Below are 12,459 nucleotides of genomic sequence, written 5' to 3'. Positions count from 1 at the left end.
GAATAGTCGGCCTATGGATTTGCCTCAGTCGTTGACAGCGCTCTGACAGGTCAGGCCCAGGCCGTACGCTGATCGTGTGACTCTGCCGGATGCCGAGCCCGACGGCGGCCAATTGCTGCCCGACCTGCACAACACCGTCGTCGTGGCGGCTTTCGAGGGCTGGAACGACGCCGGGGACGCGGCCAGCGATGCGGTGGCGCACTTGGCGGACATCTGGGATGCGCGTCCCATCGTGGAGATCGACGACGAGGCGTACTACGACTACCAGGTGAATCGCCCGGTCATCCGTCAGGTCGACGGAGTCACCAGGGAACTGGAGTGGCCGGCCATGCGCATCTCACACTGCCGCCCGCCTGGCAGCGACCGTGACGTGGTCTTGATGCACGGGGTGGAGCCGAACATGCGCTGGCGCACCTTTTGCGCCGAGCTGCTGGACATCGTCGACAAGCTCAATGTGGACACCGTCGTCATTCTCGGAGCGCTGCTGGCCGATACCCCGCACACTCGTCCGGTGCCGGTGTCGGGTGCGGCGTACTCCCCGGACTCGGCACGGATCTTCGGGTTGCAGGAAACCCGCTACGAGGGGCCGACGGGCATTGCCGGGGTGTTCCAATATGCGTGCGTGGCTGCGGGTATCCCGGCGGTGACGTTCTGGGCTGCGGTGCCGCACTACGTGTCGCACCCACCGAACCCGAAAGCCACGGTGGCGCTGCTGCATCGCGTCGAAGACGTGCTCGATGTCGAGGTGCCGCTGGGCGACCTGCCGACACAGGCCGAGGCCTGGGAGCGCGAGATCACCGAGATGGCCGCCGAAGACGACGAGCTGGCCGAGTACGTGCAGTCGCTCGAGAAGCACGGCGACGCCGCAGTCGACGTCAACGACGTGCTCAGCACGATCGACGGCGACGCGCTGGCCGCCGAGTTCGAGCGCTATCTGCGGCGGCGTCGCCCGGGGTTCGGCCGCTAGTCACGTTCCGGCTGCCCCAACCGAAGCATGGGGATGACGGCCGTCGGTTCACCGGCCAGGGTCGTTTCGAGGAACCGATCGACCAACGGACGCCACGTGAGCCGCAGCGTGGCGCGGCGGATCGCGGACTGCGACGGTGCCGGCCACAGCCAGCCGGTGGCGGCCCGACCGCTCCTTTGCTTCTCCTCCACCACCGGGCGCCACAGCCGCTCGTAAAAGCTCAACGCGCGCTCCACCGACGAGGTGCTGCGCAGCTGTTCTGCCAACACGTAGGCACCGGCGACGGCCAGCGACGCGCCCTGACCGATCAGCATGGACACCGCGAAGCCGGCGTCGCCGATCAGCACCACTCGCTTGCTACTCCAGCGCGGCAGCTCCAGCTGCGCCACCCGGTTGTCGTCGACCTCCTCGGATTCCGGGCATCGGTCGAGTACCTCGGTGACCCACCGACTCATCCCCGCGTACTTGTCGCGCAAGGCGGCGCGAGTGTCGTGCGGCAGGTTTGCGTTGGACGCCCGATACACCGCCGACACCGCAGTGCGGCCGTCTCGCAGCACGTGGAGGCCCAGCTGGCGGTCCACGGTGTCGGTGAGGACGACATGATCGCCGGCCGCTCCACCGATGCTGGGAGGGTCGAGCAGGAAGGTGGCGCAGCGGAACCCGGGATGGTGCAGATAGCACTGCTCAGGACCGAACACCAGCGCCCGCACGGTGGAGTGGATACCGTCGGCGCCGACCAACAGATCGGCGTCTAGCTGCGCGCCGCCGTCGAGCGTCACGGTTACCCGCTCCTCGCGTTGCACCACCTCGGACACCGTTGCGCCGAAGCGCAGATCCACCTCTTGCGGCAAGTTGTCCCGCAACACCGTTTCCAGGTCGGGACGAAGTATCCGGCACAGCCGGCCGTCCAGCGCCTTGACGATCTGCCGGTATGGGATGCCTGCCTTTCGGCGTCCGTGCTGATCGACCAAGCTGGCTTCGCCTACAGGATAGGCGACGCCTTGAATTGCGGGCAGAACTCCGATCGCCTCGGCAGCCTCGTAGCCGGCACCGTAGAAGTCGATCATGTGGCCGCGGGCCCGAGGGCCCGATTCGCGTTCCAGCAGCACCACCTCGGCGCCGAGCGCCGCCAACCGCTGTGCAACGGTGAGCCCGGCGACTCCGGCGCCGCAGATGGCAACTTTCACAGCATCACCCGCACGGGGCGGCTATTGCTGCTCCAGAGCCTGGTTGTAGGCGCTGGTGGACCGGCCGAGCGCAGCCGCTTCGGCATCCATGCGGGGCAGCAACTCGGCGGCCGTCCTGCCGATCGGGCGTTCCCCGATCGACGTCGACAGGACCGGCTTGAGCCACCGCAACAGCCCCACCCAGCCCGGGCAGAACACGCGCGCCTTGCGGGCCTCGATGCCCTCGACGAACGCCACCGCGCACTTCTCGACCGACGTCGTCTTGTTCAGCGGCCAGGGCAGTCTGGCAAGGAGTTCGGTGAACGCCGGCAGATCGGCCTTGGTGTCACGCACCAGTGGGGTGTCGATCCAGGACATGTGGGCCGAGCCGACACTGACGCCGTGGTGGGCGACCTCCAGTCGAAGCGCGTTGGCGAATAGCTCGACTCCGGCCTTGGTCGCGTTGTAGGGGGCCAGCCCGGGAGCCGCCGCGTAGGCCGCCAGCGACGACACGATCAGCACGTAGCCGCGGCGCTCGATAACCGCCGGCAAGGTGGCACGCACGGTGTGGAAGACGCCGAGCACGTTGACGTCCAGCACCCGCTTGAACGCCTCCGGATCGACCTGGAGCACGGAGCCGTAGCTGGCGATGCCGGCGTTGGCGATGACAACGTCGATCCCGCCGAACTTTTCGACGGCCTGGTCGGCCGCGGCCTGCATCGCGGGCAGGTCCCGAACGTCGGCCACCACCGTGAGCACGCGGTCGTCGCCGCCAAGCTCGGCGGCAATGGTGGTCAGCTCGGCTGCGCCCACATCGGTGAGCACCAGTTTGGCGCCGTTGTTGTGCAGCCGACGAGCGACCTCGGCGCCGATTCCGCGAGCAGCGCCTGTGATGAAGACGACCTTGTCCTGCACCGATGTCATGGCCGAAAACGTACCACTGCGGGCCTACAAGTCCACCCCCAGCAGCGCATCGATCATGGTTGCCACCGACGTCGGCGCGCTCTCGTCGTGGCCGCCGTATTCAAGCGCATCAGTGGTCCAAGCGTCCAGTGCCGCAATAACTTTGGGTGTGTCGAGGTCGTCGGCCAGATAGCGGCGCACTCGGGCGATAACGTCGGTGGCGTCCGGACCAGCGGCTAGTGCGGTCGCAGTGCGCCAGCGTTGCAGCCGGCCGGCGGCTTCGTCGAGCATCTCCTGGGTCCAATAGCGGTCCGCTCGGTAATGCCCGGCCAGCAGACCCAGCCGGATGGCCGACGGTTCGACGCCCTGGGCGCGCAGCGTCGATACCAGAACCAAATTGCCGCGGCTCTTGGACATCTTGTGTCCGTCCCAGCCGATCATCCCCGCGTGCACATAGTGCCTCGCGAATCGCCGCTCACCGGTGACGCATTCGGCGTGGGCGGCGGTGAATTCGTGGTGCGGAAAAATCAGGTCGCTGCCACCACCCTGGATGTCGAGCCCGCTGCCGATCCGGCTGAGGGCGATAGCAGCGCATTCGATGTGCCAGCCAGGTCGGCCGGAACCGAATGGCGACGGCCAACTGGGTTCGCCCGCTCGGGCGGCGCGCCACAGTAGCGCGTCGAGTTCGTCGCTCTTGCCGGGCCTGGCCGGGTCGCCGCCGCGCTGCCCGAACAGTCGCAGCATGGTGTCGCGATCACACCCGGACTCGTAGCCGAACTGCACGGTGGCGTCCGCCCGGTAATAGATGTCGGGGTACTCCCCTATTTCCGGGTCGACTGTGTAGGCGGCCCCGGACGCCACCATCTTTTCGATCAGCTCGACCATTTCCGCGACCGCCTCGGTGGCTGCGACATAGTCGTGGGGCGGCAATATCCTTAACGCCGCCATGTCGGCGCGGTAGAGGCTGACCTCGCGCTCGGCAAGTTCGCGCCAGTCAACGCCGTCGCGGTCGGCGCGTTCGAATAGCGGGTCGTCGACGTCGGTGACGTTCTGTACGTAATGCACGTCGTGGCCGAGGTCCAGCCACAGCCGATATATGAGGTCGAACGCAAGATAGGTGGCGGCGTGTCCCAGGTGCGTGGCGTCGTAGGGGGTGATCCCGCAGACGTACATGGTCGCTCTGGTTCCGGGCGTCACCGGGCGCACCTGCCGGTCAGCGGTGTCGTATAGCCGCAGCTCCGGCCCGCGTCCCGGCAGCTTGGGAACCGGGGCAGAAGACCACGACCGCATGCCCTCGACCTTAAGCCCGGCGACGATGCGGCCCGCGCGGCGGGGCGAGAAGGAGCCGGGCGATCAGGTCCAGCCCGGCGACGATGCGGCCCGCGCGGCGGGGCGAGGAGGAGCCGGGCGCACCGAGTGTGCGCTGAGGGCTTCGAGTGTGCGTGCAGGGCGACTAGATAGCGCGTCGGCCGCCCTGCACGCACACTCGACGCCCTGCACGCACACTCGACGCCCTGCACGCACACTGGACGCCCCCACCACACACTCGATGGCCTGCACACACACCCGGCGCCCTCAGGCCCGACGATTATCCGGCGGCTTACCACCACGCCCGCCGGATAGCACCAAGCAGGACGGGTGCCAGCTCTTTGCGGCACATCAATAAGTCAGGCAAGTAGGGGTCGAGCTGGTTGTACTGCAACGGCGAGCCGTCGAGCCGTGAGGCGTGCATGCCCGCGGCGAGCACCACTCCGGCCGGCGCCGCCGAATCCCATTCCCATTGGCCACCGGCGTGCAGGTAGGCGTCGGCGTAGCCGTCGATCACGGCCATCGCCTTGGCGCCCGCTGAGCCGATCCGCACCAATTCGATATCCACCGTCTGCCGCAGGTAATGCAGGATCGCCGGCGGCCGGGTGGCGCTGACGGCGACTCTGATGACGTCGGGAATGCCGGTGGGCGCGGCGTCGGCGGTCACGGTGTCGCTGCGGTACACGACGTTCCCGCGGGCCGGCAATGAAACCGCCGCGTCGGTGATCTGCGGTCTGCCATTGGTGCTGCGTTGCCACAAGGCGACATGAACCGCCCAGTCGTCGCGGCCTCGCGTCGAAAATTCGCGAGTACCGTCCAAAGGGTCGACAATCCACACCCGGTCGGACCGCAGCCGTATCAAGTCGTCGTGGGCTTCCTCGCTGAGCACTGCGTCACCTGGCCGCTCCTTTCGCAAGCGGCGCAGCAGTAGCGAGTTTGCCCGGGCATCACCGGCCTCACCGAGCTCCCACGGGTAATCGAAACCGACCTCCTCGCGCACGGCAAGCAATAGCTCACCGGCCTCCGCGGCGAGGTCAGCAGCCAGTGCGGCGTCGGTCAAGTCGGCACGCTGGTTATCGGCGGCCGGACTCATCGGATCAGCATCGCCGAATATGTGGTGGCCAATCGCATGCCGCTAGAACGCCGGCCACGGAATCGGACGATGACGGTTAGGTCCGGGCATCACCGGACAGTCAAGCAGGGCGCGCACCCGCCGGCGCAGCGCCGCGATCTCGGCGCTAGTGACGTGGTCACGCAGCGCATCGGCGAGCGGTCCGCAAAGGTCATCGGCGAGCCTGGCCACCGCCTCGAGCGTCTGGTCGTCGATCGGCTTACCCGCCCACCCCCACAGCACGGTGCGTAGCTTGTCCTGGACATGCATGCACACGCCATGGTCGACGCCGTACACCTGGCCGTCGATGCCACACAAGATATGGCCACCCTTACGGTCGGCGTTGTTGACCAGGACATCGAACACCGCCATCCGCCGCAACCGGTCGTCGTCGGCGTGCATCAAGACGACCTCGTCGCCGGCGTAGTCGTAGGCGCGCAGCACGGGCAGATAACCCGGCTGCGGCTTGCCCGTGGGAAACAGGTCCACCAAATCCGGCCCGGGACGCGCATCCGCGTCCAACGAGTCTCCGGGTTGCCGCACCCACAGCTGCAACATGCCCGGCCCCGCCGGTCCGTCACGAATGACGGTGTAGGGCACGATGTTCCAGCCCAACCACGCCGACACCAGGTAGGCGCTGAGTTCGCGGCCGGCCAACGTCCCATCGGGAAAGTCCCACAGCGGCTGCTCGCCCGCCACCGGCTTGTACACGCAATGGACGGTCGTGTCGCCCAGAGTCGACTCACACAGAAATGTCGCGTTGCTCGCCGAGCGGATGCGGCCCAAGACCGTCAACCCGCCGTCGCGCAAGACCTCACAGTCGTCATTGCTCGGGTTCATCGTCAGACCCGAACAACAGGTCGCGCCGGTACCCGTTGGTCCGTGCACAGATGTGTCCCTGCGGATCCAACGGTTCCTGGCACAGCGGGCACGGTGGGCGCCCCGCCGAGATGACGCGGTTGGACCTGGTGGCGAACTGCCGTGCCGACTCCGGCGTCAGGAACACCCGTACCGCGTCGGGACCCTCGTCGGTGTCGTCAAGCACCACAGAGGCGTCGAACTCCGCGTCGGTGACGGCCAACAGCTCGACGACCACCGTCTGGGCCTCGGAATCCCAGCCCAATCCCATCGTCCCGACGCGAAACTCCGCGTCCACCGGCATGATCAGCGGGTTCAGGTCCTCGACTTCGGCAGGCTCCGGGGGCACCGGCGTGCCGAAGCGGCGGTTCACCTCCAGCAGCAGCGCGCCGATGCGTTCAGCGAGCACCGCCACTTGCTGCTTCTCCAGCACCACCGACACCACCCGGTCGTCATGCGCCGCCTGAATGTAGAACGTGCGGTTTCCGGGCTGGCCGACGGTCCCGGCGACGAAGCGGTCGGGTGTGCGGAATACATGAATTGCGCGCGCCATGGCACCTCCAAAATACCGTGCGGACGCCCCTGGATCGACCGGGCCGGCGGAGGCCGATCGTGCTAATCGGCAGCGCCGCCGATCACCGCATCGCCGGCTGGCACCTGACCGTCCGACTCCGCCGCCTGCTCGTTGCCCTGCTCCCTTTTGGGCGGAGGCGCCGCACGCAGCCCCGCTGACAACCGCGCCCCGGTGTGGTTGACGTGCAGCACGAAGGGTCGTAATTCGGTGTAGCGGACCACACTTGCCGACGCGGGGTCGGCGGTGATCCGTTGAAAGCTGTCCAGATGCATCCCGTACGCGTCCGCGATCACCGCCTTGATGACGTCGCCATGGGTGCAGGCCAGCCATAACGCATCGCCCCCGCATTCCAGGGCCAGCCGCCGGTCGTGCTCACGCACCGCGGCTACCGCGCGGGCCTGGACCTGCGCCAATCCCTCGCCACCCGGGAACACCGCCGCGCTGGGATGCGCCTGAACCACCCGCCACAACGGCTCATTGGTCAGATCGCCGATCTTGCGGCCGGTCCATTCGCCGTAGTCGACCTCGGCAAGCCGGTCATCGATGAGCGGCTCCAGGCACAGCGCGTCAGCCAGCAGTTCGACGGTGCTGCGGCACCGCAGCATCGGAGACGTCACCACCGCCCGGACCGGTAGGTCACCGAATCGGTCGATCAGCCCCGCCGCCTGCTCTCGCCCCTTGTCGTCAAGGTCGACACCCTCGGACCGACCGGCCAGGATGCCCGCCGTATTGGAGGTGGAACGGCCATGGCGCAACAGGATGACCGTCACGTCGCGGCCACCGTCCCGGTTGCCAACAACACCAGCACTGCCCCGCCGGCCACGATGCGATAACCCACGAACCAATACATGTTGTGCCGCAACAGGAAATGCAGGAACCACGCCACCGCGGACAAGCCGACCACGAACGCGATCAGGGTGGCCACCAGCAGCTGCGGCCCGCTCGCGCTCATCCCCTCGGTCACCGGGTGGAAGGCGTCCGGTAGCGAGAACAAACCGGAGGCGAACACCGCGGGGATGGCCAGCAGAAAGCCGAATCGGGCGGCCAACTCGCGATCGAGCCCCAAGAACAGGCCCGCGCTGATGGTCGACCCGGACCGCGAGACACCGGGGACCAGCGCCAGGGTCTGGGCGACGCCGACCACCACGGCATCGCGCCAATTCAGCTGCTCGACGTGACGACTCTGGCGACCCCGATATTCGGCGAGTGCGATCACCCCCGAGAACACCACCATTGCCGTCGCCACCACCCATAGGTTGCGGACCCCAGAGCGGATTTCGTCTTTGAAGAATAAGCCCAGAATGCAGATCGGGATGGTCCCGATGATGACGTACCAGCCCAGGCGATAGTCGGCGTTGCGATGCGACTTGACCACCAGACCGTCTACCCAGGCCCGCAGAATCCGCACGATATCGCGCGCGAAATACACCAGGACGGCGGCTTCGGTGCCCAGCTGGGTGACCGCGGTGAACGAGGCGCCGGCGTCGTCGCTGAAGAAGATCCGCGACATGATCGCCAGATGCCCCGAGGAAGACACCGGCAGGAACTCGGTCAAACCCTGCACCACCGCCAATGAAATGACTTGCCACCAGGACATCGCCGCAACCGCAGACACGACGACGACCGTACCTGGTGGGAAACCCCGGTATCGGTTGCGACTAGCGCGAAACGGGTACCGCTTGGGCGACCGAATCACGCACCGCGGCGGCCAAGCTGCGCTCGTCGGTGACATCGATGTCGACCAGACTGCGGACTGACCGGGCGACGACATCTTCAGCCTGCGGGACTGGTGCGGTCAGGCGCGGCCGGTAGATTTCGACGACAAGTGACCGGTGTTCTATGTGGAAGGAAAAACTACGTCCGTCGCCGACCTGTCCGTAGCCGCTGGCGAAGATGCCCGTCGACATGTCCTCGATAGCAAACTGTTTGTTTGCGACATGCCGGTCAGCGGTGACGGTCATGCCGCGACAATACCTCTCCAGTACCACTTTTCGTGGGCAACATGACGAGATCGGACGCGACTTGGATAGTGGAAATTCCTTTGGTTGTGGGACTCATGCTCGACGTTCGGAGGGCCGGGTAGTTGCTGGCAGCTAGTAAGCAAGCGGCTCAGCGCCGCCTTTGGGCTGCTGTAGCTTTGCTGACATTGGTGACGGCTTGTTCGTCGAATCCGCTGCAAACCGCTCCGCCGACGATCCCGCCTGCGCAGCCCGCCGTGTCTCCGCCGGTTTCCCAGGCGCCGGCCGGGGTGATTCGGCCGTTGGGCGGCCATCCGAAGGCGGCGCTGTACGACAACGGCGCACGTCGGCTGGCGGTTCTTACCCCGGACGCCGTTCCATCAGCGCCATCGGGCATCACCGTGTTCGACGATGCGCAGACGCCACCGCGCGTGATCACCCTGCCCGAACCTGCGACCGCGATGACCTGCGACGACCACGGCACCGCCTACCTGGCCGCCCGGGGTGGTTACTTCGTGGTCGACCTGTCCGCCGGCCGCATCACGCAGGTCACCGTTGCTGACGCCGCAGGCACCGAGTTCACCGCGATCGCGCGGCGCGCCGACGGCAAGCTGGTGCTGGGCAGCGCCGACGGCGCCGTGTACGTGCTGGATTCCGAGACCGCCGGCACTGCCCGTGTAGCCAACCGCATCAAGATCTTTGCGCGCGTCGATTCCCTTGTAACACAGGGAAATACCGCTGTCGTATTGGATCGCGGCCAGACGTCGGTGACGACGATCGGCGCCGACGGTCGCGCCCAGCAGGCACTGCGCGCCGGAGAAGGCGCCACCACCCTGGCCGCCGATCCGCTGGACCGGGTGCTGGTCGCCGACACCCGCGGCGGCCAACTGCTGGTGTACGGCTGTTGTTCGGAGCGGACCCCGCTGATCCTGCGCCAGGCCTACCCTGTGCCGCAGGCCCCGTATGGGCTGGCGGGCTCCCACGAGCTGGCCTGGGTATCCCAAACCGCATCCAACGTCGTCATTGGTTACGATCTCAGCACCGGAATACCCGTGGAAAAGGTGCGTTACCCAACCGTGCAGCAACCCAACTCGCTGGCCTTCGACGACGTATCGGGCACTTTGTACGTGGTATCGGGGTCAGGTGCCGGGGTCCAGTCCATCGAGCACGCGGCGGGTATCGCGTGAAAGGCCGGCCCGCGCCGAGACGGAGCCGGCTGCCCGCAGGCTGGGATATCGACATGTCGGACGAATACGAGTGGGCGCCGTTGCGCCTGCCGCCGGACGTGACCAGACTCAGCGCGTCCACCAGGTTGTCCATCGAGGCCGAGTACCGCGGCTGGGAGCTGACGCGGGTGCGGCTCTACACCGACGGCAGTAGACGGGTGTTGTTGCGCCGCAAGAAGTCTCGTCTGGAAAACGCGTCGTCCGACCAACCGGAACTGTGACGGTCGGCGACCGGCGCCAAGGCTGGATATACGGTCTGGTGCGGCGGCTGCTATTCCTCCTTCCGCCTGAGCGTGCCCACACATTCGTCTTCGCCGTGCTGCGTGCCGTCACCGCCGTCGCGCCGGCCCGCCGGATGCTGAGCCGCTCGCTGGCCCCGACGGATCCGGTGCTGGCCAGCACGGTGTTCGGGGTGCGCTTTCCCGGACCGCTGGGGCTGGCCGCGGGGTTCGACAAGGACGGCACCGGGCTGGACACCTGGGGCGCAATCGGATTCGGCTATGCCGAGGTGGGCACCGTCACCGCGCATCCACAACCCGGAAACCCGCCGCCGCGCATGTTCCGGCTGCCCGCCGACCGCGCACTGCTCAACCGGATGGGGTTCAACAACCACGGCGCCGGGGCGCTCGCGATTCGGCTCACCCGGCACCGTCCCCGGGTGCCGATCGGGGTCAACATCGGCAAGAGCAAGACGACGCCGGCCGGTGAAGCGGTTGCCGACTACCGGGCCAGTGCCCGGCTGGTCGGCCCGCTGGCCTCCTACCTTGTGGTCAACGTCAGTTCGCCGAACACGCCCGGGCTGCGGGATTTGCAGGCGGTGGAGTCACTTCGGCCCATCCTGGCCGGCGTGCTGGCTGAAACCTCGACCCCGGTGCTGGTCAAGATCGCGCCGGATCTCTCCGACTCCGACATCGACGACATTGCCGACCTGGCGGTCGAGTTGGGCCTTGCCGGGATCGTCGCGACCAACACCACGGTGTCGCGGGACGGCCTGGCGACTCCCGGGGTCGACGCGCTGGGTGCCGGCGGCATTTCCGGACCGCCGGTGGCACACCGCGCTGTCGAGGTGTTGCGGCGGCTCTACAACCGAGTCGGTGATCGCCTGGTGTTGATCAGCGTGGGCGGTATCGAGACCGCCGACGACGCGTGGGAGCGCATCACCGCGGGTGCGTCGCTGTTGCAGGGCTATACCGGGTTCATCTATGGCGGGGCGTTGTGGGCCAAGCACATTCACGACGGGATTGCCCGCCGGCTGCATGACGGCGGGTTCGCCTCGCTGGGTGAGGCGGTCGGGTCGGCCGTTCGAAAACCGTAGCGACTGCCGGGGTGCCGCAAGCCCCCTGCGGTCAGGCCGGACCGCCGGCGCCGCCGGCGCCCGCGGTCCCGCCGGCGCCGCCGGCACCGCCCGTGCGACCGGCGGGACCGCTGCCCACAATGCCGCTGCCGCCGGTGGTACCGACCGTGCCGGGGCCGCCATCGCCTTTGCCGCCGGTGCCGCCGTCGCCGCCGCTTCCGCCGGTTCCGCCTGTTCCGCCGGTACCGAACTGTGAGTTGCCGCCGACGCCGCCAGTTCCGCCTACAGCACCGGCGCCGCCTTTGCCGCCGGCACCGCCGGTAATGATCCCGTTCTGGCCACCGTTGCCTCCGGTGCCACCTCTGCCGCCGGCTCCACCAGTTCCGCCGTCGCCGCCGTTGCCCGTGCCGCCGCCACCGGCCCCGCCCACACCCGCCGCACCGGCGGTCCCGCCCGGCCCGCCGGCCCCACCATTGCCATCCACGTTGCCGTTGCCGCCCGTCCCGCCGTTGCCGCCCGAGCCACCTTGGCCACCGGTACCGCCATCCCCGCCGTCTCCTCCGACCCCACCGGCCCCAGCGGCGCCGCCTGCGCCGCCTTGACCGCCAGTGGCACCGCTGCCGCTGTCCTTGTTGTTGCTGTAGCTGCCGCCGGGGCCGCCGGTGCCACCCTGGCCACCGGCGCCGCCCTGGCCGCCTTGACCGCCGCCGACCCCGCCGATGCCCGCACCGCCGTCACCGCCTTGGCCGCCGCCACCACCCGCTCCGCCCAGGCCGCCTGGGCTGGGCGAGGATCCGGTCGTGCCGGCTTGCCCGGTGCCTCCGTTGCCGCCGGCACCGCCGGTGCCGCCCTTGCCGCCCGTGCCGATCGTGCCAGCCGCGCCGCCGTCGGTACCGGAACCAGCCGCCCCGGCGGCACCGCCGGTGCCGCCTTTGCCGCCGTTGGCGCCGACCGCGTCGATCCCTGTGGCCGTATTGGTACCACCGGCGCCGCCGAAGCCACCTTGCCCACCGATGCCGCCCTGGCCACCTTGGCCGCCGCCGACCCCGCCGATGCCCGCACCGCCGTTACCGCCCCGGCCGCCGGCACCGCCC

Annotated in this window: 14 protein-coding genes; 4 read left to right on the top strand and 10 right to left on the bottom strand. The window is 68.2% G+C overall.

The window, feature by feature from the left end:
* Positions 1-82: 82 nt before the first annotated feature.
* Positions 83-967 carry a PAC2 family protein gene (locus tag CDN38_RS25230; RefSeq protein WP_408633047.1) on the top strand — a complete coding sequence of 295 codons (885 nt, stop codon included), beginning with the start codon at positions 83-85 and terminating at the stop codon, positions 965-967.
* Here the strand turns inward: CDN38_RS25230 and CDN38_RS25225 are convergent.
* The 9 genes from CDN38_RS25225 to CDN38_RS25185 form a co-directional block, all read right to left on the bottom strand.
* A complete protein-coding gene (locus CDN38_RS25225; protein WP_075512370.1) occupies positions 964-2,154 on the bottom strand; it encodes an FAD-dependent monooxygenase in 1,191 nt (396 codons plus the stop codon). The two genes, CDN38_RS25230 and CDN38_RS25225, sit on opposite strands and share 4 nt — an antisense overlap.
* Before the next feature lie 21 nt (positions 2,155-2,175).
* Positions 2,176-3,057, bottom strand: coding sequence for an SDR family oxidoreductase (locus tag CDN38_RS25220; protein WP_075512369.1), 882 nt, complete (start codon positions 3,055-3,057; stop codon positions 2,176-2,178).
* Positions 3,058-3,081: 24 nt separating this feature from the next.
* Positions 3,082-4,326 (bottom strand): cysteine--1-D-myo-inosityl 2-amino-2-deoxy-alpha-D-glucopyranoside ligase, encoded by a 1,245-nt coding sequence (gene mshC / locus CDN38_RS25215; protein ID WP_075512368.1) that lies wholly within the window; start codon positions 4,324-4,326, stop codon positions 3,082-3,084.
* 310 nt (positions 4,327-4,636) lie between these two features.
* Positions 4,637-5,437 carry a 3'(2'),5'-bisphosphate nucleotidase CysQ gene (locus CDN38_RS25210; protein WP_075512367.1) on the bottom strand — a complete coding sequence of 267 codons (801 nt, stop codon included), beginning with the start codon at positions 5,435-5,437 and terminating at the stop codon, positions 4,637-4,639.
* Between the two features lie 42 nt (positions 5,438-5,479).
* Positions 5,480-6,295 carry an SCO1664 family protein gene (locus tag CDN38_RS25205; protein WP_075512366.1) on the bottom strand — a complete coding sequence of 272 codons (816 nt, stop codon included), beginning with the start codon at positions 6,293-6,295 and terminating at the stop codon, positions 5,480-5,482.
* Positions 6,279-6,866, bottom strand: coding sequence for a DUF3090 domain-containing protein (locus CDN38_RS25200; protein ID WP_023364713.1), 588 nt, complete (start codon positions 6,864-6,866; stop codon positions 6,279-6,281). The genes CDN38_RS25205 and CDN38_RS25200 overlap by 17 nt, the downstream gene beginning before the upstream one ends.
* 62 nt (positions 6,867-6,928) lie before the next feature.
* Positions 6,929-7,657 carry a histidine phosphatase family protein gene (locus CDN38_RS25195; RefSeq protein ID WP_075512365.1) on the bottom strand — a complete coding sequence of 243 codons (729 nt, stop codon included), beginning with the start codon at positions 7,655-7,657 and terminating at the stop codon, positions 6,929-6,931.
* On the bottom strand, positions 7,654-8,484 hold the full coding sequence (locus CDN38_RS25190) for an undecaprenyl-diphosphate phosphatase (RefSeq protein WP_075512364.1): 831 nt from the start codon (positions 8,482-8,484) through the stop codon (positions 7,654-7,656). The genes CDN38_RS25195 and CDN38_RS25190 overlap by 4 nt, the downstream gene beginning before the upstream one ends.
* Before the next feature lie 61 nt (positions 8,485-8,545).
* Positions 8,546-8,848 carry a hypothetical protein gene (locus CDN38_RS25185; RefSeq protein ID WP_023364716.1) on the bottom strand — a complete coding sequence of 101 codons (303 nt, stop codon included), beginning with the start codon at positions 8,846-8,848 and terminating at the stop codon, positions 8,546-8,548.
* 122 nt (positions 8,849-8,970) lie between these two features.
* Here CDN38_RS25185 and CDN38_RS25180 point away from each other — a divergent pair, with 122 nt between their 5' ends.
* From CDN38_RS25180 to CDN38_RS25170, 3 genes are read left to right on the top strand one after another with little or no spacing between them, the layout of a single operon-like run.
* Complete coding sequence (locus CDN38_RS25180; RefSeq protein WP_075512363.1) at positions 8,971-10,032, top strand: SMP-30/gluconolactonase/LRE family protein; 1,062 nt, start codon at positions 8,971-8,973, stop codon at positions 10,030-10,032.
* A gap of 53 nt (positions 10,033-10,085) precedes the next feature.
* Positions 10,086-10,292 carry a DUF5703 family protein gene (locus CDN38_RS25175; protein WP_075512362.1) on the top strand — a complete coding sequence of 69 codons (207 nt, stop codon included), beginning with the start codon at positions 10,086-10,088 and terminating at the stop codon, positions 10,290-10,292.
* A 26-nt stretch (positions 10,293-10,318) separates the two neighbouring features.
* Complete coding sequence (locus tag CDN38_RS25170; RefSeq protein WP_075512387.1) at positions 10,319-11,386, top strand: quinone-dependent dihydroorotate dehydrogenase; 1,068 nt, start codon at positions 10,319-10,321, stop codon at positions 11,384-11,386.
* 31 nt (positions 11,387-11,417) lie between these two features.
* Here the strand turns inward: CDN38_RS25170 and CDN38_RS29705 are convergent.
* The coding region (locus CDN38_RS29705; RefSeq protein WP_180276384.1) for a hypothetical protein at positions 11,418-12,459 on the bottom strand (1,042 nt) is incomplete at its 5' end.

It is taken from the genome of Mycobacterium ostraviense, assembly GCF_002705925.1.
Classification (GTDB): domain Bacteria; phylum Actinomycetota; class Actinomycetes; order Mycobacteriales; family Mycobacteriaceae; genus Mycobacterium; species Mycobacterium ostraviense.
The sequence above is the reverse complement of the archived record's forward strand: the minus strand, read 5'-3'. Positions and strand labels throughout refer to the sequence as shown.